The sequence below is a fragment of the Streptomyces caelestis genome (assembly GCF_001279005.1).
Lineage (GTDB): Bacteria > Actinomycetota > Actinomycetes > Streptomycetales > Streptomycetaceae > Streptomyces > Streptomyces heliomycini.
The window spans coordinates 192,698-215,047 of the sequence record NZ_LGCN01000210.1; the positions used below are offsets into that span (position 1 = coordinate 192,698).

19 protein-coding genes and 1 pseudogene are annotated in these 22,350 nt (G+C 72.1%); 14 read left to right on the forward strand and 6 right to left on the reverse strand.

Translation table 11 applies throughout. From position 1 onward, the window contains the following. The first annotated feature begins 106 nt into the window (after positions 1-106). The 4 genes from ADK41_RS24155 (at position 107) to ADK41_RS24170 (ending at position 5,754) form a co-directional block, all read left to right on the forward strand. Positions 107-1,324, forward strand: coding sequence for an NAD(P)/FAD-dependent oxidoreductase (locus ADK41_RS24155; RefSeq protein ID WP_030818149.1), 1,218 nt, complete (start codon positions 107-109; stop codon positions 1,322-1,324). Continuing rightward, positions 1,324-3,930: a nitrite reductase large subunit NirB gene (gene nirB, locus ADK41_RS24160; protein WP_030818151.1), complete on the forward strand. Its 2,607-nt coding sequence runs from the start codon at positions 1,324-1,326 to the stop codon at positions 3,928-3,930. Before ADK41_RS24155 ends, nirB begins: the two co-directional genes overlap by 1 nt. Next, positions 3,927-4,277: a nitrite reductase small subunit NirD gene (gene nirD, locus ADK41_RS24165; RefSeq protein ID WP_030818153.1), complete on the forward strand. Its 351-nt coding sequence runs from the start codon at positions 3,927-3,929 to the stop codon at positions 4,275-4,277. The genes nirB and nirD overlap by 4 nt, the downstream gene beginning before the upstream one ends. Before the next feature lie 319 nt (positions 4,278-4,596). Further along, entirely contained in the window at positions 4,597-5,754 is a 1,158-nt protein-coding gene (locus ADK41_RS24170) for an alkaline phosphatase PhoX (RefSeq protein WP_030818156.1), read from the forward strand. Between the two features lie 42 nt (positions 5,755-5,796). On the opposite strand, the gene ADK41_RS24175 is transcribed toward ADK41_RS24170, so the two are convergent. Continuing rightward, positions 5,797-6,381, reverse strand: a complete 585-nt coding sequence (locus tag ADK41_RS24175; protein ID WP_030818160.1) for a DUF6461 domain-containing protein — start codon at positions 6,379-6,381, stop codon at positions 5,797-5,799. A gap of 173 nt (positions 6,382-6,554) precedes the next feature. Between ADK41_RS24175 and ADK41_RS24180 the strand changes: the two genes are divergently transcribed. Continuing rightward, on the forward strand, positions 6,555-6,998 hold the full coding sequence (locus ADK41_RS24180; protein ID WP_030818162.1) for an excalibur calcium-binding domain-containing protein: 444 nt from the start codon (positions 6,555-6,557) through the stop codon (positions 6,996-6,998). Positions 6,999-7,030: 32 nt separating this feature from the next. On the opposite strand, the gene ADK41_RS24185 is transcribed toward ADK41_RS24180, so the two are convergent. After that, the gene (locus tag ADK41_RS24185) at positions 7,031-7,651 is read right to left on the reverse strand and encodes a hypothetical protein (protein ID WP_051842727.1); all 621 of its coding nucleotides are present in this window, start codon (positions 7,649-7,651) and stop codon (positions 7,031-7,033) included. A gap of 16 nt (positions 7,652-7,667) precedes the next feature. Between ADK41_RS24185 and ADK41_RS43965 the strand changes: the two are divergent. Together ADK41_RS43965 and ADK41_RS43400 are read left to right on the forward strand one after the other, a co-directional pair. Next, positions 7,668-8,186: pseudogene (locus ADK41_RS43965) on the forward strand (hypothetical protein); the annotation flags it as partial. A gap of 50 nt (positions 8,187-8,236) precedes the next feature. After that, positions 8,237-8,599 (forward strand): hypothetical protein, encoded by a 363-nt coding sequence (locus ADK41_RS43400; RefSeq protein WP_234318505.1) that lies wholly within the window; start codon positions 8,237-8,239, stop codon positions 8,597-8,599. Positions 8,600-8,745: 146 nt separating this feature from the next. Here ADK41_RS43400 and ADK41_RS24195 read toward each other — a convergent pair whose 3' ends face one another. Together ADK41_RS24195 and ppdK are read right to left on the reverse strand one after the other, a co-directional pair. Further along, positions 8,746-8,994 carry a hypothetical protein gene (locus ADK41_RS24195; protein ID WP_030818171.1) on the reverse strand — a complete coding sequence of 83 codons (249 nt, stop codon included), beginning with the start codon at positions 8,992-8,994 and terminating at the stop codon, positions 8,746-8,748. A 293-nt stretch (positions 8,995-9,287) separates the two neighbouring features. Next, entirely contained in the window at positions 9,288-12,008 is a 2,721-nt protein-coding gene (ppdK, locus tag ADK41_RS24200) for a pyruvate, phosphate dikinase (protein ID WP_030818174.1), read from the reverse strand. Positions 12,009-12,577: 569 nt separating this feature from the next. Here ppdK and ADK41_RS24205 point away from each other — a divergent pair. Then, the gene (locus ADK41_RS24205) at positions 12,578-14,254 is read left to right on the forward strand and encodes a CDP-alcohol phosphatidyltransferase (protein WP_234318490.1); all 1,677 of its coding nucleotides are present in this window, start codon (positions 12,578-12,580) and stop codon (positions 14,252-14,254) included. Between the two features lie 10 nt (positions 14,255-14,264). Here the strand turns inward: ADK41_RS24205 and dusB are convergent, their stop codons facing one another. Next, the gene (gene dusB, locus ADK41_RS24210; RefSeq protein ID WP_030818179.1) at positions 14,265-15,431 is read right to left on the reverse strand and encodes a tRNA dihydrouridine synthase DusB; all 1,167 of its coding nucleotides are present in this window, start codon (positions 15,429-15,431) and stop codon (positions 14,265-14,267) included. 107 nt (positions 15,432-15,538) lie between these two features. Between dusB and ADK41_RS24215 the strand changes: the two genes are divergently transcribed. Then, positions 15,539-16,984, forward strand: a complete 1,446-nt coding sequence (locus ADK41_RS24215) for an MFS transporter (protein ID WP_030818181.1) — start codon at positions 15,539-15,541, stop codon at positions 16,982-16,984. Between the two features lie 345 nt (positions 16,985-17,329). Further along, the gene (locus ADK41_RS24220; protein WP_030818184.1) at positions 17,330-17,572 is read left to right on the forward strand and encodes a hypothetical protein; all 243 of its coding nucleotides are present in this window, start codon (positions 17,330-17,332) and stop codon (positions 17,570-17,572) included. 49 nt (positions 17,573-17,621) lie between these two features. Here the strand turns inward: ADK41_RS24220 and ADK41_RS24225 are convergent, their stop codons facing one another. Continuing rightward, positions 17,622-19,004 (reverse strand): glycine--tRNA ligase, encoded by a 1,383-nt coding sequence (locus ADK41_RS24225; RefSeq protein WP_030818187.1) that lies wholly within the window; start codon positions 19,002-19,004, stop codon positions 17,622-17,624. Between the two features lie 161 nt (positions 19,005-19,165). Here ADK41_RS24225 and ADK41_RS24230 point away from each other — a divergent pair, with 161 nt between their 5' ends. From ADK41_RS24230 to ADK41_RS24245, 4 genes are all read left to right on the forward strand, one after another. After that, entirely contained in the window at positions 19,166-20,164 is a 999-nt protein-coding gene (locus ADK41_RS24230; protein ID WP_030818189.1) for a metal ABC transporter substrate-binding protein, read from the forward strand. A gap of 23 nt (positions 20,165-20,187) precedes the next feature. After that, on the forward strand, positions 20,188-20,955 hold the full coding sequence (locus ADK41_RS24235; RefSeq protein ID WP_030818191.1) for a metal ABC transporter ATP-binding protein: 768 nt from the start codon (positions 20,188-20,190) through the stop codon (positions 20,953-20,955). Beyond that, positions 20,955-21,857: a metal ABC transporter permease gene (locus ADK41_RS24240; protein ID WP_030818194.1), complete on the forward strand. Its 903-nt coding sequence runs from the start codon at positions 20,955-20,957 to the stop codon at positions 21,855-21,857. The genes ADK41_RS24235 and ADK41_RS24240 overlap by 1 nt, the downstream gene beginning before the upstream one ends. A 63-nt stretch (positions 21,858-21,920) precedes the next feature. Continuing rightward, a complete protein-coding gene (locus tag ADK41_RS24245; protein WP_030818196.1) occupies positions 21,921-22,331 on the forward strand; it encodes a Fur family transcriptional regulator in 411 nt (136 codons plus the stop codon). Positions 22,332-22,350: the final 19 nt, after the last annotated feature.

Below are 22,350 nucleotides of genomic sequence, written 5' to 3' on the forward strand. Positions count from 1 at the left end.
GGCCCGGAACCCTCACACCCCTGCCCGCTCCCCGCTGAGGGCAGCGTTCCGCACGGGAAACAGAGGTGATGCCACCGGGTAACACCCGCACCGCACGCTCGGGGACATGACCTCGAACGAGCGTGTGGTGGTGATCGGCTCCGGCCTCGCGGGCGTACGACTCGCCCGGCGGCTCGGCGAGCTCGGCACGCCCGTGACGCTGATCGGCGAGGAGGAGCACCGCCCGTACAACAGGGTGCTGCTCGCCGAGGTGCTGGCCGGACGCTACAGCCCCGAGGTGATCGCCCTGCCGGCGCCCGCGGAGCTGACCCGCGCCCGGGTCACCGGCATCGACCGCGCCGGGCGGACCGTCGCCTGCGCGGACGGCTCGGTGATCGCATACGACAGGCTGGTCCTGGCCACCGGCTCCAACCCCGTGCTGCCGCCGCTGCGCGGCCTGTTCACCGCCGGCCACGAGCTGCCCGAGGGCGTGCACGCGTTCCGCACCCTGGACGACTGCCTGGGCCTGGCCGGGGCGGTACGGCCCGGGGCGCGGGTGGTGGTGATCGGCGGCGGACTGCTCGGGGTCTCCGCGGCCCGCGCGCTCGCCGTGCGCGGCGCGCAGGTCGTCCTCGCCCAGCAGTCCGAGCGGCTCATGGAACGCCAGCTGGACCCGGCCGCCTCCCGGCTCGTCGAGCGGCACCTCGCCGGCCTCGGCGTGGAGGCGCACACCGAGTGCCGGGTGCGGGACGTGCGCTGCGTCGGCGGCGCGGTCCGCTCGGTGGAGCTGGCCGACGGCTACGCCCTCGACGCCGACCTCGTGGTCCTGGCCTGCGGGGTGCGCCCGCGCACCGGCCTCGCGCAGGCGGCGGGTCTGAAGGTCCGCAGGGGCGTCGTCGTCGACGACGAGCTGCGCACCTCCGACCCGTACGTCCACGCCGTCGGCGACTGCGCCCAGCACGCCGGCACGGTGTACGGGCTGGCCGCCCCGGCCCTCGAACAGGCCGACGCGCTCGCCGCGCTGCTCGCCGGGGACGCCGGCGCCCGCTACACCGGCACCCGCTCCCTGACCCGGCTCACCCTCACTGGGCCGGACAGCCCCTTCGACCTGGCCGCCTTCGGCGAGACCGAGGCGCTGCCGGGCGACGACGTCGTCCAGCTCGCCGACGCCACCCGGGGCACCTACCGCAAGGTCGTCGTCCGCGACGACCGCCTGGTCGGCGGGGTCCTCGTCGGCGAACTCGGCACCGTCGGCGCCCTCGCACGCGCCTGGGAGGGAGCAGAGCCGCTCCCGTCCGCCGGCGGGCCCCTGCTCCACCTGCTCACCAACGATGGAGGCTCCTGATGACCGCCACCCCGGAGGCACCCCCCACGATCGTGCTCGTCGGCCACGGCATGGTCGGCCAGCGCTTCCTCGAGGCGCTCGCCGGGCGCGGCCTGACCGCCACGCACCGGGTGGTCGTGCTGTGCGAGGAGCCGCGCCCGGCGTACGACCGGGTCCAGCTCACCTCGTACTTCTCGGGGAGGACGCCCGAGGACCTGTCCCTGACGGACACGGCGTTCATCGCGGAGCACGGCATCGAGCTGCACGTCGGCGACCCGGCGGAGACCGTGGACCGTGCGGCGCGCACGGTGACGGCCCGCTCCGGGCTGGTCGTCGGCTACGACGTCCTGGTGCTGGCCACCGGCTCCTACCCGTTCGTGCCGCCGGTGCCGAACAAGGACGCCGAGGGCTGTTTCGTCTACCGCACCATCGAGGACCTGCTCGCGATCGAGGAGTACGCGAGGAAGTCGACGACCGGCGCCGTGGTCGGCGGCGGTCTGCTCGGCCTGGAGGCGGCGGGCGCGCTCAAGGGCCTCGGACTCACCTCCCACATCGTGGAGTTCGCGCCCCGGCTGATGCCCGTCCAGGTCGACGAGGGCGGCGGCGCGGCGCTGCTGCGCACCATCGAGGAGATGGGCCTGTCCGTCCACACCGGCGTCGGCACGCAGGAGGTCGTGGTCGGCGAGGACGGCGCGGTCACCGGCATGAGGCTGTCGGACGGTTCCGAACTCGCCACCGACCTGGTGGTGTTCTCGGCCGGGGTCCGCCCCCGCGACCAGCTGGCCCGCGCCTCGGGCCTCACCGTCGGCGAGCGCGGCGGCATCGCGGTCGACGAGCAGTGCCGTACGGTCGCCGACCCGCGCGTGTTCGCGATCGGCGAGTGCGCGCTGGCCGCCGACGGCCGGGTGTACGGCCTGGTCGCGCCCGGTTACGAGCAGGCCGAGACGGCCGCCGCGACCATCGCCGAGGACGAGTCCGCGTTCACCGGCGCCGACCTGTCCACCAAGCTGAAGCTGCTCGGTGTGGACGTGGCGTCCTTCGGCGACGCGCACGGCGCCACCGACGACTGCCTGGACGTCGTCTACTCCGACTCCCGCGCCGGCCTGTACAAGAAGCTGGTCATCGGCCGCGACGGCACGCTGCTCGGCGGCATCCTGGTCGGCGACGCGGAGGCGTACGGCACGCTGAAGGCCTTCACCGGCTCCGTCCCGCCGGTCCCGCCCGAGTCGCTGGTGCTGCCGGCCGGCGCCGGCGCCCCGGTCCAGCTGGGCCCGTCCGCGCTGCCGGACGACGCGATCATCTGCTCCTGCAACAACGTCCGCAAGGGCACGATCCGCGAGGCGGTCACCGAGCACCGGTGCACCACCGTGCCCGAGGTGAAGAAGTGCACCAAGGCCGGTACGACGTGCGGCAGTTGCGTCAAGGTCCTCGGCCGGCTCATCAACGCCGAGCTGGAGGCGAGCGGCGTCGAGGTCGACAAGGGCCTGTGCGCCTGCTTCTCCCAGACCCGCGAGGAGCTGTACGAGATCGTCCTCGCCCTGCGCATCACCTCCTACCGGGACCTGCTCGACCGGCACGGCCGCCAGGACGCCCGGGGCGGCGACGGCTGCGAGGTCTGCAAGCCGACGGTCGCCTCGATCATCGCCTCCCTCGCCCCGACGATCGGCGCCGGCACCCACGTCCTGGACGGCGAGCAGGCGGCGCTGCAGGACACCAACGACCACTTCCTGGCCAACCTGCAGAAGAACGGCTCGTACTCGGTCGTGCCCCGCATCCCCGGCGGTGAGATCGCCCCGGAGAAGCTGATCGTGATCGGCGAGATCGCCCGCGACTTCGGCCTCTACACGAAGATCACCGGCGGCCAGCGGATCGACATGTTCGGCGCGCGGGTGGAGCAACTCCCCGTCATCTGGGCCCGCCTGGTCGACGCCGGCTTCGAGTCGGGGCACGCCTACGGCAAGTCGCTGCGCACGGTGAAGTCCTGCGTCGGTCAGACCTGGTGCCGCTACGGCGTCCAGGACTCCGTCCGCATGGCGATCGACCTGGAACTGCGCTACCGGGGGCTGCGCTCCCCGCACAAGCTCAAGTCCGCGGTCTCCGGCTGCCAGCGCGAGTGCGCCGAGGCCCAGTCGAAGGACTTCGGCGTCATCGCCACCGCGGGCGGCTGGAACCTGTACGTCGGCGGCAACGGCGGCGCCACCCCGCGCCACGCGGACCTGCTCGCACAGGACCTCTCGGACGCCGAACTGATCCGCCTGATCGACCGGTTCCTGATGTTCTACATCCGCACCGCCGACCGCCTGGAGCGCACCAGCGTGTGGCTGGACCGCGTCCCCGGCGGCCTGGACCACGTACGGGACGTCGTCGTCCACGACTCGCTCGGCATCTGCGACGAACTGGAGGCCCTGATGGCCGCCCATGTCGCGCACTACCGCGACGAGTGGGCCGAGACCATCAACGACCCGGAGAAGCTGGCCCGCTTCGTGTCCTTCGTGAACGCCCCCGACACCCCCGACCCGGTGGTCGCCTTCGTCCCCGAGCGCGACCAGATGAAGCCCGACCTGCCGCTGCTGAGCATCGGCCTGCACCCCGCCGACGAGATCCTGGAAGGAAGCGTCACGCGATGACCCTGGCACTCGAGACCACCGATCTGAAGGTCCGGCTCCACCTCGCCGGCGACTGGTTCACGGCCTGCGACCTGAGCACGCTGCTCCCGGGCCGCGGGGTGGCCGTCCTCCTCCCCGACGGCCGCCAGGCCGCCCTCTTCGCCGACCGCGCCGGCCGCCTCTACGCCCTCGACAACCGCGACCCCTTCACCGGCGCGGCGGTCCTCTCCCGCGGCCTGACCGGCACCCACCGGGGCCGCCCCTTCGTCGCCTCCCCGCTCCTGAAGCAGCGCTTCGACCTGGAGACGGGCCAGTGCCTGGACGACGAGACGGTGCGGGTGACGGCGTACGAGGTGAAGGCCGTCTGATCCGGCGGGGCGCCTGTCGGGTTCCTGTCGGGTCCGGGTCGTTCCGCCCGGCGGGCCGGGTCCATCGGGTCACATCGGTTCCGCCCACCCGTTTCAGGCCCGTCCCACCCGTCCCGGAGGCCCGGACCACGCCCCGCGAGCGCACCCGGCCGACCGGGTTCCCGCCGCCGGACGGCTGTACCGCCGCAGGCCCCCGGGATGGTCATCCGCCGGTACGCCCCCGGTCATGAGGCGTCCATTCCGCACCCCTAGGTTCCGTGACCGCACGCTCCCGCCGCCGACCGGCGGCGGGACGGTCACGGCACCTCTTGGAGCGACAGTGGAACGTCGTACCTTCCTTCGTGCGACCGCCGTCGGCGGCACCTCCTCCGTGCTCGGCGGGACCCTGTGGCGCGGCGCGGCGTACGCCGCGCCCGCCCAGCCCGGCAGCGGCCCGTACGGTCCGCTCGGGGCGGCGGACGCCAACGGCATCAGTCTGCCCGCCGGTTTCACCAGCCGGGTCGTCGCCCGTTCCGGCCGGATGGTCACCGGCACCTCCTACACCTGGCACGACGCCCCCGACGGCGGTGCCTGTTACGCCGACGGCTCGGGCTGGATCTACGTCTCCAACTCGGAGATCAACCCCTCCGGCGGGGCGAGCGCGCTGAAGTTCTCGGCCACCGGCGCCATCACGGGCGCATACCGCGTCCTGTCCGGCACCCGGCAGAACTGCGCGGGCGGGAAGACCCCGTGGAACACCTGGCTGTCCTGCGAGGAGGTGGACCGCGGGTACGTCTACGAGACCGACCCCTGGGGTGTGAAGGCGGCCGTCCGCCGTGACGCGATGGGCCGCTTCAAGCACGAGGCGGCGGCGGCCGACCCGGTGCGCAAGGTCGTGTACCTGACCGAGGACGTGTCGGACGGCTGCTTCTACCGCTTCAAGCCCACCACCTGGGGCGATCTGTCGTCCGGCACCCTGGAGGTGCTGGTCGCCGGCAGCGGCGCCAGCGGCCCGGTGAGCTGGGCGCGGGTCCCGGACCCGTCCGGCGCCACCGCCACCCGCAACCAGGTCTCCGGCGCCAAGCGCTTCAACGGCGGCGAGGGCTGCTACTACGCCGACGACACCTGCTGGTTCACCACGAAGGGCGACAACCGCGTCTGGCAGTACGACGCGTCCGCCCAGACCATCGAACTCGCCTACGACGACTCACTGGTGACGGGCGGTGGCGCTCCCCTGACGGGCGTCGACAACGTCACCGGCGCCGCCTCCGGCGACCTGTTCGTGGCCGAGGACGGCGGCACCATGGAGATCTGCGTCATCACGCCCGACGACGTGGTGGCCCCGTTCCTCCGCGTCGGCGGCCAGTCGGGCTCCGAGATCACCGGCCCGGCCTTCTCCCCCGACGGCACCCGCCTGTACTTCTCCAGCCAGCGCGGCACGAGCGGGAGTTCGTCGGGCGGGATCACGTACGAGGTGCGGGGACCCTTCCGGTCGTAACGGAGACGGCGACGGCACCGGCTGCGTCCGGCCGTCCGCCGCTCAGTCGGCCCGCACGGGAACGATGACGCTCGGCAGCGGCCCCGCCACCGCCCGGGGATCCACCCCCAGGCCGAACTCCCGCTCCACCGCCTCCAGGGCGGCGGCGGGGTCGCTGAACTCGTCGTCCGCCTCGTCGTCGTCCACGAAGAAGCCCACCCGTTCCAGGGCATGGTTGAGCCGGTGCGGCTCCGGCCCGGAGGCGGGCTCGAACCTCCACGAGTCGAACAGAGCGAGGACCTCCCCGTCCCGGACATGAGCCACGCGGGTGGTGCTGTCGAGGAGTTTCCACACCGACACCGCTTCCGTGCCCGCCGAGAGCCTCCTGAGCACCGGCCTCCGGAACACGACGCCCGTCTGCGGGAACGCGTCGAACACGTACACCCATCCCGTCCCCGGCGGGCAGTGGAGCCGCACGGCCCAGCCGTCCGGGTCGAACGCGTCGTACGCCCCGTCGATGCGGCACCGCACGGGCGGTTCCGAACCGTCGGCACCCAGGCGGACCAGCACGTCCGCTTCACCGAGGCCCCTGACCGCGGTCACGCAGAAGTACTCGCTCCCCAGCGCGTCGAACAACGTGGATGCCATACCGTCCCGCCCCTCCCGCCGCGAAGGACCACCGGTAGCGGAGAGCTACCCTCCAGTCACGTCACGTTCACATCACAAGCCTTTCATATGCCCCACTCGACACGCACCCCCCGGTAGCTTCGTCACCCTCGCACCAAGCACACGCAATCGCCCGATCTGGGGGGCTCTTCACCATGCACCCGTTCCGTACCTCCGCCGCCGCGCTCCTCGCCGCACTCGCCCTGGCCGCCGTACCGGCCACCGCCGTGGCGCACGGCGGCAACACCCCGTTCGAGAACTGTTCCGAGGCGTACGCGAACGGACACGCCAACATTCCCGCGGCCAGCGACCACTACGGCGAGCACCTGGACCGCGACGGCGACGGCATCGGCTGCGACAAGCCGCCGGCGGACTTCGAACCCTACGAGGAGGCCGAGACCGACACCGGCACCGGCGACGACACCGGGACCACCGAGAACACCGGCTCCGACAACAAGGAGCAGGCCGGCGGCACCGACCTCGCCGAGACCGGTGGCAGCGACACCACGCCGTACATCGCGGCCGGCGGCGCGGCCGTCGTGCTCCTGGGCGGCGGCGTGATGATCGCGGCCCGCAGGCGCCGCGACGGCGCCCGCTGACACCGCCCCGCGGGAAGACCGGCTCCCCGCCCCTACAGGGACAGCAGCAGGGAGTCGGTCTTCCCGCACCGGCGCCGCACATGCCCGCGCCGCCCGGCGAGGACCGCCATCAGCGTCCACGCCACGAGCCCGCCGATCAGACCGTTCAGCCGACCCGCCGCGTCCACCTCGTCCGCCCGCTCCATGGGCGCCACACCCTCCGGATCGCGGAGGACGTCGAACCGGTCGCCCGCCCTTGGCGCCCCGGAACCGTTGTAGGTGAACCGCTCCGCCAACTCCTCCCCGTCCGCCGTCCGCAGCGTGAACCGGTGGTTGTCACCGCCCGTCTCGTCCACACTGTCCGCCACGATCGCCACGCTTTCCCGTACCCCGCGCACCTCCAACGCCGCCTCGGGCGCGTACTGGACGGCCCCGACGAGGATGAACAGCCCCGGCACGAAGGACAGCAGGGCGATCCACCCCGCACGATGGAGCAGCATCAGGAACACGGCGAACGCCAGACACAGCGGAACCCCCACCGCGATGGGCACCCACACCCACCGCAGCGCCAGGTAGGACGCCCCCGCGGTGACGGCCGCGGCGGCCCACCCGAAGAGCACCACCCCGACCGTGCGCCGGAACGACCGCCAGGGGTCGACGGCGTACCCGCCCATGCTGCTCAGCGGCCTGATGCTGCTCCTGCGTATCCGAAACGGCACCGCGTCCCCCGTGTTCCCCGCCGTGGCGGCTGTGCAAGTCCGGCACGGGACACTACATCGGGACCCGCCGTCGAAGGACAGCAGCCCGAGCAGACGCACCGGGGTGACCGTGAGCGACCGGGCCGACCTGACGAACGGCAAGCGCGTCAAGCACCTCCGGGGCTCCGCCCCGACCCGGCAAGGGCTCGCCGCGCGTGTGCGGGGTGGTGGTCTCGAAGTGCCGCTGCCCGACCGGAGGCCGGTCGTGAATGCCCCACGTCGGGCGGGCCCCGGGGAGCACCCGGACGGGAAGAGCGGTAGGCGCCGGGCCCAGCGCCTCAGGACCGTCCACGGCGATGCCGTCGCAGTGGAGATGGAGAGCGCCGGCGTCGCCCAGGCCGCCCGTCTCGCGGGCGGCCTTCCGGTGCTGAGCATCCGTGGGATCAGCGACCACGCCGACGGCGGGAAGGCCGAGGCGGACGCCGCCGGCTCCCAGGAGCGGGCGGCGGCGCACGCGGCGGCGGCGCTGGGGGGCGGTGCTGGGGGGCGGTGCTGGGCCGGATGGTGCCCGCGGCCGTCGCGGACATACGGCGGACGGTCCTGGACGTGCGGCGCCGGCCGGACCTCGTCCCGGAGCCGCTCAGGGACCCGGCGGCGCTCTCACCGGCGGAACTGGACTCCGTACACCGCTGGTGTCCCACCGGACCCGGCGAGGAGCTGCTGCTGGTGTGGCGGCCCGAGCGTCCGGTCGATCCACTGACCGGGCAGGTGTCCCTCGCGGTGGTCACCACGTGGGGCGTGAGGCTCCGGCCGCCGCTGCCCGTGCCGTTCGCCGTGGCGCACACCGATCTGTGGTCCTGTGATTTCTCCCGGAGTCCGAGCCCCGGCGCCTGGGCCCCCTGCCGGTCGAGACGCACCGGCTGACGGTCCGGCACGGCGGCCAAAGGAGCGTGGTCGCCGCCGACGGCGACCAGGACTCCGTCAGAGGGCTGCTGCGCTCCCTCGAAGCGCTGCGGGACGCCCTCACCCCGACGGGCACGTGGTCACCGCGGCGCTGACCGGAGCCGCCGTCACCAACGCGCCGAGAATCTCCCCGTCTTCTGTGCCTCCAGGTACTTGAAGCAGGCGTAGAGGACGACCAGCCGGTTCCGCTGCTCGTTCTTGTACTCGTTGACGGTCGTCTCACGCAGGTGCCGGTCCATCTTCTCCAGCACCGTGGGCGTCGCCCCCGCGACGTACTCGGCTATCGCGTCCAGTGCGTCGCCGTCCGCCATGTGCAGCCACTCGGTGACGGCGGAGACGAACGGGTAGCTGACCACCGCCTCGCCCGCCGCTTCCCCCAGCGCCTTCTTGAACTCGCTGCGCCTTCTTGAACTCGCTCCAGCTCATCGGCCCCTCCCCTGAGCGGCATCCGGCATGCCGGCTGACCTGTTCCTGCCCCGGAACACACCGAAACAAGCGACATCGGAAGGGGGTTCGGGCGCCGTGGTGTGCCGAAGGGCGGGCCCCCCGCACAGGGGCCCGCCCTTCTTCGTGATCCGGAGCCGTCGCCGATCGGTGAGGGTGGTCGGGTGACAGACGACGGCTCCGGGGTTCAGGTGCCCCGCAGGACTCAGCGGTGGTCGCTGCCCGCCGACGTGACGGCCGCGCGGCCGGCCTCCAGGCGGGCGACCGGGATGCGGAACGGGGAGCAGGAGACGTAGTCCAGGCCGACCTGGTGGAAGAAGTGGACCGACTCCGGGTCGCCGCCGTGCTCGCCGCAGACGCCGAGCTTCAGGTCGGGGCGGGTGGCGCGGCCGGCCTTCGCGGCGGCGGCGACCAGCGAGCCCACGCCGTCCTTGTCGATCGTCTCGAACGGCGACACCCCGAAGATGCCCTTCTCCAGGTAGGCCGTGAAGAAGGAGGCCTCCACGTCGTCCCGGGAGAAGCCCCACACCGTCTGGGTGAGGTCGTTGGTGCCGAAGGAGAAGAACTCCGCCGCCTCGGCGATCTGGCCGGCGGTCAGCGCGGCGCGCGGCAGCTCGATCATCGTGCCGATGGCGAGCTTCAGCCTGGTGCCGGTGGTCCGCTCGACCTCGGCGATGACCTGGTCGGCCTCCTCGCGGACGATCTCCAGCTCCTGGACCGTGCCGACCAGCGGGATCATGATCTCCGCACGGGGGTCGCACTTGGCCGCCCGGCGCTCGGCCGCCGCCTCCGCGATGGCCCGCACCTGCATGGTGAACAGGCCCGGGATGACGAGGCCGAGACGGACGCCGCGCAGACCCAGCATCGGGTTCTGCTCGTGCAGCCGGTGCACGGCCTGGAGCAGGCGCAGTTCGTTCTCGTGCGGCTCCTGCCGGGACTCGGCGAGCGCGACGCGGACCGACAGCTCGGTGATGTCGGGCAGGAACTCGTGCAGCGGCGGGTCGAGCAGGCGGATGGTGACCGGGAGGCCGTCCATCGCCTCGAAGAGCTCCACGAAGTCCCGCTTCTGGAGCGGGAGCAGGGCCTTGAGGGACTCCTCGCGCTCGGCCTCGGTGTCGGCCAGGATCAGGCGTTCGACCAGCTCGCGGCGGTCGCCGAGGAACATGTGCTCGGTACGGCACAGGCCGATGCCCTGGGCGCCGAAGCGGCGGGCGCGCAGCGCGTCCTCGGCGTTGTCGGCGTTGGCCCGCACCCGCAGCCGGCGCTTGCGGTCGGCGAAGGCCATCATCCGGTGCACGGCCTCGACCAGTTCGTCGGCGTCGTCGGCGCCCGGGTGCATCCGGCCCTCGAAGTACTCGACGACCGGGGAGGGGACGACCGGGACCTCGCCCAGGTAGACCTTGCCGGACGAGCCGTCGATGGAGACGACGTCGCCCTCCTCCACGACCTGCCCGCCGGGCACGGTCATCCGGCGGCGCTTGGTGTCGACCTCCAGCTCCTCCGCGCCGCAGACACAGGTCTTGCCCATGCCGCGCGCCACCACGGCCGCGTGGGAGGTCTTGCCGCCGCGCGAGGTGAGGATGCCCTCGGCGGCGATCATGCCGTCCAGGTCGTCGGGGTTGGTCTCGCGGCGGATCAGGATGACCTTCTCGCCGGAGCGGGACCACTTCACGGCGGTGTACGAGTCGAAGACCGCCTTGCCGACCGCCGCGCCCGGGGAGGCGGCGATGCCGCGGCCGACCTGCTCGACCTTGGCGCTCTCGTCGAAGCGGGGGAACATCAGCTGGGCGAGCTGGGCGCCGTTGACGCGGGTCAGCGCCTCGGCCTCGTCGATCAGGCCCTGGTCGACCAGCTGCGTGGCGATGCGGAAGGCGGCGCCCGCGGTGCGCTTGCCGACGCGGGTCTGGAGCATCCACAGCTGGCCGCGCTCGATGGTGAACTCGATGTCGCAGAGGTCCTTGTAGTGGTTCTCCAGGATCTCCATGATCTGCATGAGCCGGTCGTACGACTTCTTGTCGATCGACTCCAGCTCGGCGAGCGGCACGGTGTTGCGGATGCCCGCGACGACGTCCTCGCCCTGCGCGTTCTGCAGGTAGTCGCCGTAGACGCCCTGGTGTCCGGAGGCGGGGTCGCGGGTGAAGGCGACGCCGGTGCCGGAGTCGGGGCCGAGGTTGCCGAAGACCATGGAGCAGACGTTGACGGCGGTGCCGAGGTCGTGCGGGATGCGCTCCTGGCGGCGGTAGAGCTTGGCGCGGTCGCCGTTCCAGGAGTCGAAGACGGCCTTGATGGCGAGGTCCATCTGCTCGCGCGGGTCCTGCGGGAAGTCCCGGCCGGCCTCGGTCTTGACGATCTTCTTGAACTTGGTGACGAGCTTCTTGAGGTCGGCGGCCTCCAGCTCGGTGTCGACGGTGACCTTCCTGGCCGCCTTCGCCGCGTCCAGCGCGTCCTCGAACAGCTCGCCGTCGACGCCGAGGACGGTCTTGCCGAACATCTGGATGAGGCGCCGGTAGGAGTCCCACGCGAACCGCTCGTCGCCGGCCTGCCGGGCGAGGCCCTGCACGGACTTGTCGGAGAGGCCGATGTTGAGGACGGTGTCCATCATGCCCGGCATGGAGAACTTGGCCCCGGAGCGGACCGACACGAGGAGGGGGTCGTCGGCCTGGCCGAGCTTCTTGCCCATGGTCGCTTCGAGGGCGTCGAGGTGCGCACTCACCTCGTCACGCAGTGCCGCCGGCTCCTCGCCACTGTCGAGGTAGGTCTTGCAGGCCTCGGTGGTGATGGTGAAGCCGGGCGGGACGGGAAGGCCCAGGTTGGTCATCTCGGCGAGGTTGGCGCCCTTGCCGCCGAGCAGGTCCTTCAGGTCCTTGTTGCCCTCGGTGAAGTCGTAAACGAACTTCGCTACGTGGGGGTCTTTGTTTTCCGACACGGGTCTCGACTCCTCGAGGACGCGGTGGCTGCCCTGACGTCGAGGAATGTACCCAGATCAAAGGCTTCTGGGTACGTCCACTTGTGCGTCATGCGCCTGTAACCACTCATCCGCCAGCGGATCGAAAGTCAAAGCGTGGCAAGCCGGGACGGCCGAATGTTTTCACCTCTTGAACGCGCAACCCTCCTCCCTCGCCCCCCAGTCGCTCATGTGAGCGACAATCTCCACGTTTGATTTCGCTCGATGAACGATCAAGAGGTGGCACCGAGTGCCACCCTTTGAGAAGTACAGCCACCCATGATCCGCTCATCTGAGCGCCACCCTCATCAAGGGTGGCGAGAATCACGCTGCCACAGCGCGCCGGATTTCACCATGCGGACCGTCTCCGGCACCCCGCTCCCCCGGCCCCGGCGCCCCACCCCCTCCGCGGCGCCCCGGCACCCCCCGGCGCACGACATCCCCGGTCGGATGAACACACCGTCCACTCCGCCCGTACGGAACGACGGCGGACCCGGACCCCCACGCCGGGTCCGCCTCCCACCGGGCTCGGCACGGAAGGAACCCCCGGGTTGCCTGTCTTCACACGCCTGCGCGACGCGCGCGACGCGCACCCCGCCGCCGCCCGCGCCCTCCGTCGGACGCTGCACGTCCTCGCCGCCGCCCTCGTCGTCGGCGCCCTCCTGCTGCCGAACACCGCCCCGGGGCTGCGGCCCGACCGGTTCACGCGGATACCGGCGGAGGCGATCGTCGGGGCCGTCCTGCTGCTCGCCCTGCCGCGCCGGCCGCGGATCGTCGTGGCGGCGCTGTACGGGGCGGGCATCGGCGTCCTGACCGTGCTGAACCTGCTGGACATCGGGTTCACCGAGTACCTGGGCCGCGGCTTCAACGTCGTACTCGACTGGGGGCTGCTCGACGACGCGCGGAGCTATCTCGCCGACTCGATGGGCTCCACGGCCGCGACCGCCGCCGCCGTCGGCGCGGTCGTCCTCGCCCTGCTCCTCGTGACCGTCACGGCGCTGGCCACCGTCCGGCTCGGCGACCTGCTGGCCCGGCACCGCGTCCGCGCCACCCGGGGCGCGCTGATCGCGGGGACGGCGTGGGTCGCCTGCGCCGCGCTCGGCGTCCAGGTCTCCGGCACGCCGGTCGCCTCCGACCGCGCCGCGGGCGCCCTGAAGGGGCAGACGCGGCGCGTGGTGGACACCCTGCGCGACGAGGCGGCGTTCGCGAAGGAGGCGCGGACGGACGCCTTCGGCGCCACTCCCCCCGACCTGCTCGTCCCGGACCTGCGCGGCAAGGACGTCGTCTTCGCCTTCATCGAGAGCTACGGCCGCACAGCCGTCGAGGACCCGCTGATCGCCCCCGGCGTCACCCGCACCCTCGACGCCCGCACCGCCGCGCTCGCGAGGGCCGGCTACCACGCCCGCAGCGGCTGGCTCACCTCGGCGACGTACGGCGGCAGCAGCTGGCTCGGCCACTCCACGGCCCTGTCCGGCCTGTGGATCGACAACCAGCAGCGCTACCGCACCGTCACCTCCGGCGACCGCCTCACCCTCACCGGGGCGTTCCGGAAGACGGGCGCCTGGGACACCGTCGGCGTCATGCCGGGCGTGCAAAAGGCCTGGCCGGAGGCGCGGTGGTACGGCCTGGACAAGGTTTACGACGCCTTCGACCTCGGCTACCGGGGGCCCAAGTTCAGCTGGTCGACCATGCCGGACCAGTACGCCCTGGAGGCCTTCCAGCGCCTGGAGCACGGCCGCGAGCGCGACCGGCCGCTGATGTCGGAGATCATCCTCACCTCCAGCCACCAGCCCTGGGCGCCCCTGCCGGAGCTGGTCGACTGGGACGAACTGGGCGACGGCTCGGTGTTCGGGGCCATCGAGAAGGCGGGCAGGAAGACGTCCGACGTCATCGCCGACTCCACCGAGTCCCGGCGGGAGTACGGCAGGGCGATCGCGTACTCGGTCGCCGGCCTCACCCAGTGGCTGGAGCGCTACGGCACCGACGACACGGTCCTCGTCTTCCTCGGCGACCACCAGCCCATCGCCCGCGTCAGCGGCGACCGCGCGAGCCGGGACGTGCCGGTGTCGGTCGTCGCCAAGGACCCCGAGGTGCTGGAGAAGATCGACGCCTGGAACTGGACGGAGGGCCTCCGCCCGGCGCAGGACGCGCCCGTGTGGAAGATGAGTTCCTTCCGCGACCGCTTCCTGACGGCCTACGGGTCCACGCCCCGCCCCACGAAGGGCTGATCAGCCCCCGTCAGCCCCCGGAGGTGTCCAGTTCCGCGTCCTCGCCGACGCCCGCGCAGTCGTACGGGTCCTTCAGCCAGCCGTCGGGCAGCACCACCCGGTTGTTGCCGGACGTACGGCCGCGGGGGCCGTCGGCGCCGGCCGGCCAGGGCTGGTCGAGGTCCAGCTCGTCGAGCCCGGCCCGCAGCTCCTCCAGCGAGGAGGTGATCGCGAGCCGCTTGCGCATCTCGGAGCCGACCGCGAAGCCCTTCAGGTACCAGGCGACGTGCTTGCGGAAGTCGATCACCCCGCGCGACTCGTCGCCGATCCACTCCCCCAGCAGCGTGGCGTGCCGGACCATGACGTCGGCGACCTCGCGCAGGGTGGGCCGCGCACAGGCGTCCGTCCGCCCCTCGAAGGCCGCGACCAGGTCCGCGAACAGCCACGGCCGGCCCAGGCAGCCCCGGCCCACGACCACCCCGTCGCAGCCGGTCTCGCGCACCATCCGCAGCGCGTCCCGGGCCGACCAGATGTCGCCGTTGCCGAGCACCGGGATCTCCGGGACGTGCTCCTTCAGCCGGGCGACGGCGTCCCAGTCGGCGGTGCCGCCGTAGTGCTGGGCGGCGGTGCGGCCGTGCAGCGCGATGGCGGTCACGCCCTCCTCGACGGCGATCCGGCCGGCGTCCAGGTAGGTCAGGTGGTCGTCGTCGATGCCCTTGCGCATCTTCATCGTCACCGGCAGGTCCCCGGCCCCGCCGACCGCCTCGCGCAGGATGGAGCGCAGCAGGTTCCGCTTGTACGGGAGGGCCGAGCCGCCGCCCTTGCGGGTCACCTTGGGGACCGGGCAGCCGAAGTTGAGGTCGATGTGGTCGGCGAGGTCCTCCTCCGCGATCATGCGGACGGCCTTGCCGACGGTCGCCGGGTCGACGCCGTACAGCTGGATGGAGCGCGGCTTCTCGCTCGCGTCGAACCTGATCAGCTGCATGGTCTTGTCGTTGCGTTCGACCAGCGCCCGGGTGGTGATCATCTCGCTGACGAACAGGCCCTTGCCGCCGCTGAACTCCCGGCACAGGGTGCGGAAGGGGGCGTTGGTGATCCCGGCCATGGGGGCGAGCACGACGGGCGGCAGGACCGCGTGCGGGCCGATGCGCAGGGTCGTGTTCGGGGCCGCGTTCAGGGTGGGCGTGGGCGTGGACATTGCCCCATTGTCCCGCATGCCGAGGGGCACCCGGTACGTCGGCGCACGAAGACCGTGTACCGGTCATTAGTTAACCGCACTATCGAAACGCGCGTACGATGGCACCCATGCCCGAGCTCAGCCACGGCCGCCGCATGCTGGTGCTCGCGATCTGCTGCATGAGCCTGCTGATCGTGAGCCTGGACAACACGGTCCTCAACGTCGCCCTGCCCGCCCTGCAGAGGGATTTCCACGCGAGCACCTCGGGTCTGCAGTGGACCGTCGACGCGTACACGCTCGTCCTGGCCTCCCTGCTGATGCTCGCGGGCTCCACGGCCGACCGGATCGGCCGCAGACGGGTGTTCATGGCGGGCCTGGTGGTCTTCACCCTCGGCTCGGTGCTGTGCTCCCTGGCCCCGGACCTGTCCTGGCTGGTCGTGTTCCGGATGGTGCAGGCGGTCGGCGGCTCGATGCTCAACCCGGTCGCCATGTCGATCATCACCAACACCTTCACCGACCCCCGCGAGCGGGCCCGCGCGATCGGCGCGTGGGGCGCGGTCGTCGGCATCTCGATGGCCGCGGGACCGCTGGTCGGCGGGCTGCTGGTGGAGTCGGTCGGCTGGCGCTCCATCTTCTGGATCAATCTGCCGGTGGGCCTGGCCGCGCTGCTGCTCACCTGGCGCTTCGTCCCGGAGTCCCGCGCCCCGAAGGCCCGCCGCCCGGACCCGGTCGGCCAGCTCCTGGTGATCGTCCTGTTCGGCTCCCTGACATACGCGATCATCGAGGCCCCGCACGCCTCCCTCCCGGTGACCGCCCCCTTCGCCGCCGTCGCGCTGATCGCCCTGCTCGCCCTCCTGCGCTACGAGTCCCGCCGCCGCGAACCCCTCGTCGACCTGCGCTTCTTCCGCTCCGCTCCGTTCAGCGGGGCCACGGTGATCGCCGTGAGCGCGTTCGCCGCGCTCGGCGGCTTCCTGTTCCTGTCCACGCTGTACCTGCAGAACGTACGGGGGCTGAGCGCCCTGGACGCGGGTCTGTGGATGCTCCCGATGGCCGTCCCGACCTTCCTGTGCGCCCCGCTCTCCGGCCGGCTGGTCGGCAGCCGGGGCCCGCGTCTGCCGCTGCTGATCGCGGGGACCGCGATGACGGTGAGCGGGCTCCTCTTCGCCCTCTTCGAGGCCGAGACGTCGAACACGACCCTCTTCCTCGGCTACGCCCTGTTCGGCGTCGGCTTCGGCTTCGTCAACGCCCCGATCACCAACACGGCCGTCTCCGGCATGCCGACCGCCCAGGCGGGGGTGGCCTCGGCGGTCGCGTCCACCAGCCGTCAGCTGGGGCAGGCGCTGGGGGTGGCGGTGATCGGCGCGGTGCTGGCGGCGGGGGTGGGTTCGTCGTCGTACGCGGAGACGTTCGTGACGGCGGCGCGGCCGGGCTGGTGGATCCTCGTGGGGTGCGGCCTCGCGGTGCTGGCCGTGGGCGCGCTGACCTCGGGCCGCTGGGCCCGCACAACCGCCGAACGGACGGCGGAACGCCTGGAGTCGACGGAGATGCGCCGGAGCGCGGACGCAACCGCCTGAGACCACCGCCCCGCTGTCCGCTGCCCGCCGTCCGCTGCCCCGCTGCCCCGCCGCCCCGCGGTCCTCTGTCCGCCGCCCCGCCGTCCGCCGCCCCGCCGCCCCGCCGCCCCGCGGGCAATCGTGCCGCAGGGCGGCACGGGTGGGCGCGGCGGCACCCCGCGAGCGCCGGGCTGCGCGAACACCCCCCGGCCCACACCCACGCGGCCACGGAACGTCGCCCCGCGCACGCTCCTCGCCGCCCCGGGGGCGCCCTCCGGGGCGGCGAGGCACCGGGGAAGGCACGACTGCCCGCGCTGAACGCGGGGCAGTAGAACGGCGACCACCGCCCCGGCCTCCGGAGGAGTCATGCCGCAGATCGACACGAGCAAGGTCAGCCGCTGGGACCTGCACGGCCGCGCCTACGTCGTCCACATCCAACGCACCGGCACGCGGCGGACGGTCCGGTGCGCCACCTGCGGCTGGCACAGCGGCGCCCGGTTCCTGCCGTGGCTCAAGGCGCAGGAGCACCTGGCACAGGCGCACCAGGCGACGGTGGACCCGTCGAACCGGCGGGTGCCGAGCGCGAGGCCCCCGGTGCCGGACCACTGAACGGTCCGGCACCGGGGGCCTCGACGAAAAACCCGCGAAACGACCAGTACTAGGCGCCGATCAGGCGGGCCGCCAGGTACCCCTCGATCTGGTCGAGCGAGACGCGCTCCTGCTTCATGGTGTCGCGCTCGCGCACGGTCACCGCGTTGTCGTCCAGCGTGTCGAAGTCGACGGTGACGCAGAACGGCGTGCCGATCTCGTCCTGGCGGCGGTAGCGGCGGCCGATGGCGCCGGCGTCGTCGAACTCGATGTTCCAGTTCTGCCGCAGCGCCTGCGCCAGCCCCTTCGCCTTCGGCGACAGCTCGGCGTTGCGGGACAGCGGGAGCACGGCCACCTTCACCGGCGCGAGGCGGTGGTCGAGCCGCAGCACGGTCCGCTTCTCCATCTTGCCCTTGGCGTTGGGCGCCTCGTCCTCGATGTAGGCGTCGAGCAGGAAGGCGAGCATCGCCCGGCCGACACCGGCCGCCGGCTCGATGACGTACGGCGTCCAGCGCTCGCCGGCCTCCTGGTCGTAGTAGGCCAGGTCCTGGCCGGAGGCCTTGGAGTGGGCGCCGAGGTCGTAGTCGGTGCGGTTGGCGACGCCCTCCAGCTCGCCCCACTCGCTGCCGCCGAACTGGAAGCGGTACTCGATGTCAGCGGTGCGCTTGGAGTAGTGGGAGAGCTTCTCCTTCGGGTGCTCGTACCACCGCATGTTCTCCTCGCGCAGGCCGAGACCGGTGTACCAGTTCCAGCGCTGCTCCATCCAGTACTCCTGCCACTTCTCGTCCTCGCCCGGCTTGACGAAGAACTCCATCTCCATCTGCTCGAACTCGCGGGTGCGGAAGATGAAGTTGCCGGGCGTGATCTCGTTGCGGAAGGACTTGCCCATCTGGGCGATGCCGAACGGCGGCTTCTTGCGCGAAGCGGTCTGCACCTGGGCGAAGTTGGTGAAGATGCCCTGGGCGGTCTCGGGGCGCAGGTAGGCGATGGAGCCGGAGTCCTGCGTCGGGCCGAGGTGGGTGGAGAGCAGGCCCGAGAACTGCTTGGGCTCGGTGAAGGTGCCCTTGTTGCCGCAGTTGGGGCAGTTGAGGTCGGCGAGGCCGCCCGTGGGGGCGTGGCCCTTCTTCTCCTCGTACGCCTCCTCCAGGTGGTCCGCGCGGAACCGCTTGTGGCAGGAGGTGCACTCGGTCAGCGGGTCCGTGAAGGTGGCGACGTGGCCGGAGGCGACCCACACGTCCGGGGCCAGGATCACGGACGAGTCGATACCGACCACGTCCTCGCGCGAGGTGACCATGTAGCGCCACCACTGGCGCTTCAGGTTCTCCTTGAGCTCGACACCCAGCGGTCCGTAGTCCCAGGCGGCACGCTGGCCGCCGTAGATCTCACTGCAGGGGAATACGAAGCCACGGCGCTTGCTCAGGCTGACGATGGTGTCGATCTTGTCGGCGGCCACGGTGCTCTCTTCATTACGACGACGGGCGACGAAGCGAGATTGCTTCCAGCGAAGGCCTCAGGCTACCGGCGGGGCCTGCCCCGCGACCAATTCGGTGTCCCCTACAGCGCTCTCACCCGCTTTGTTGACAACGGTTTCCATATTTGTTGAAAATGAGTGTCATGAACGTACGACGACACCACATATCCACGGCCGCGCTGGCCGCGGTCGCCGCCCTCGGTCTCGGCACCCTGACCGCCTGCTCCTCGGACAGCGCCGCCGCGGGCGACGGCGGCACGTTCGACGTCGTCGCCTCGTTCTACCCGATGGCCTTCCTCGCCGAGCAGATCGGCGGCGAGCACGTCAGCGTCACCAGTCTCACCGAGCCCGGCCAGGAGCCGCACGACCTGGAGATCAGCGCCCGGCAGACCGCGCGGCTCGAGGAGTCCGACGCGGCGCTCTACCTCAAGGGCCTCCAGCCCTCCGTCGACGAGGCCATCGGCCAGTCCCCGGTCGCCGTGAAGATCGACGCGGCGACCCTGACCTCCCTGGAGGGGCACGGCGCCGAGGCCGACGGGCACGAGGAGGAGCACGCCGAGGACGAGCACGGCCACGAGCACGCCGAGGAGGAGCACGGCCACGAGCACGAGCACGAGGACGGCAAGGACCCCCACGTCTGGCTCGACCCGGTCAAGTACGCCGAGGTGGCCGAGGGCGTCGGCAAGGCCTTCGAGAAGGCCGACCCGGACCACGCCGCCGACTACCGGAAGAACACCGCGGCCCTGGTCGGCAGGTTGAACGACCTCGACGAGAAGTTCGAGGCCGGCCTCGCGGACCGGAAGAACAGCGTCTTCATCACCACGCACGCCGCCTTCGGCCACCTCGCCGAGCGCTACGGCCTGACCCAGGAGGCCATCAGCGGCCTGGACCCCGAGTCCGAGCCCAGTGGGGCGCGCGTGAAGGAACTCCAGGAGACGGCGAAGGCCGACGGCGTCACCACCGTCTTCTACGAGACGCTCGTCAGCGACAAGACCGCCAAGACCCTCGCCCGCGACACCGGGCTCGGGACGGACGTCCTCGACCCGCTCGAGGGCATCACCGACGCCTCCCGCGGCGACGACTACTTCCAGGTCATGGAGGCCAACCTCAAGGCCCTCCGGACGGCCCTGGGCGCCAAGTGACCGACGAACCACCGGAGGACGGCATGACCGAGCCCGTCATTTCCCTGCGCGGCGTCCGTGCCGAGCTGGGCTCCCGCCCCGTCCTGCGCGGCATCGACCTCACCGTGCGCCGCGGCGAGGTCGTCGCCCTGCTCGGCGCCAACGGCTCCGGCAAGTCGACGGCCGTGCGCAGCGTCATCGGCCAGGTACCGGTCAGCGCCGGCGAGATCGAGCTGTTCGGCGCCCCGCGCCACCGGTTCCGCGACTGGGCGCGCGTGGGCTACGTCCCGCAGCGCACCACCGCCGCCGGCGGCGTGCCCGCCACGGTCACCGAGGTCGTCTCCTCGGGCCGCCTGGCCCGCACCCGCTTCGGCCTCTTCCGCAAGGCCGACCGCGAGGCCGTGCGCCACGCCCTGGACCTCGTCGGCATGGCGGACCGCGCCAAGGACTCCGTCGACGCCCTCTCCGGCGGCCAGCACCAGCGGGTCCTGATCGCCCGCGCCCTCGCCGCCGCCCCCGAACTGCTGATCATGGACGAGCCGATGGCGGGCGTCGACCTGGCCAGCCAGGAGATCCTCGCCGAGACGCTGAGGAGCCAGGTGGCCCGGGGCGCCACGGTCCTCCTCGTCCTGCACGAACTGGGCCCGCTGGAGCCCTTGATCGACCGGGCGGTCGTCCTGCGCGACGGCTGCGTCCTGCACGACGGACCGCCCCCGAAGGCCGTCGGCCAGCACGCGCTGCCCGGTCACGACCACGTCCACCCGCACGCACCCGCGGGCGCCGAACCGATCCGCACGGGACTGCTGAGCTGATGGAGATCCTCGACTACGCCTTCATGCAGCGGGCGCTGCTCGCCGCCGTCCTGGTCGGCGTCACCGCCCCCGCCGTCGGCATCTACCTGGTCCAGCGCCGCCAGGCCCTCATGGGCGACGGCATCGGCCACGTGGCCATGACCGGCGTCGGCCTCGGCTTCCTGCTCAGCTGGTCCCCGATCTGGATGGCGACGCTCGTCTCCGTCCTCGGCGCCGTCTTCATGGAACTGGTCCGCTGGTACGCCAGGACCCGCGGCGACATCGCCCTCGCGATGCTCTTCTACGGCGGTATGGCCGGCGGCGTCATGTTCATCAACCTCGCCCCCGGCGGCTCCACCACGAACCTCTCCTCGTTCCTCTTCGGCTCCCTGTCCACGGTCTCCGAGTCCGACGTCACCGCGATCTGCCTGCTGGCCGCGTTCGTCGTCCTGATCACCGTCGGTCTGCGCCGGCAGTTGTTCGCGGTCAGCCAGGACGAGGAGTTCGCCCGTGTGACGGGCCTGCCGGTGCGCTTCCTCAACCTGCTCACGGCGGTCACGGCCGCGGTCACGGTCTCCGTCGCGATGCGCGTGGTCGGCCTGCTGCTGGTGAGCGCGCTCATGGTGGTGCCCGTCGCGGCGGCCCAGCAGCTCACCCGCAGTTTCGCCGCGACCTTCGCCATCGCCGTCGCGATCGGCGTCAGCGTGACCATCGGCGGCACGGTCACCTCGTACTACCAGGACGTGCCGCCCGGCGCGACGATCGTGCTGCTGACCATCGCCGCGTTCATCGCGCTGACCGCGCTGGCCGCCCCGCTGGCCCGCCGCCGCGCCCGGGCGCTGGCCGCCGAACGACCGGGCGGCGACCCGGCCGAGTGCGCCATTCCGGCCGGACGCGAGGCCGCCGACGAGGTCGGCGCCTGACCGCCCTCCGCCCGGACTGGCACAATGGCCCGGGCAGAGGGCCAGATGTGAGGAGGCAATCCGGTGACGACCGCAGGACCGCCCGTGAAGGGCCGCTCCACCCGGCAGCGTGCCGCCGTGGCGGCTTGTCTCCAGGAGGTCGACGAGTTCCGCAGCGCGCAGGAACTCCACGACATGCTCAAGCACAAGGGCGACTCGGTCGGGCTCACCACGGTCTACCGCACGCTCCAGTCCCTCGCCGACGCCGGCGAGGTCGACGTCCTGCGCACCGCCGACGGCGAGTCCGTCTACCGCCGCTGCTCCACCGGCGACCACCACCACCACCTGGTCTGCCGCACCTGCGGCAAGGCGGTGGAGGTGGAGGGCCCGGCGGTGGAGAAATGGGCCGAGGCCATCGCGGCGGAACACGGCTACGTCAACGTGGCCCACACGGTCGAGATCTTCGGCACCTGCGCGGACTGCGCGGCGGCGTAGCGCCGCCGCGCCGGGACCG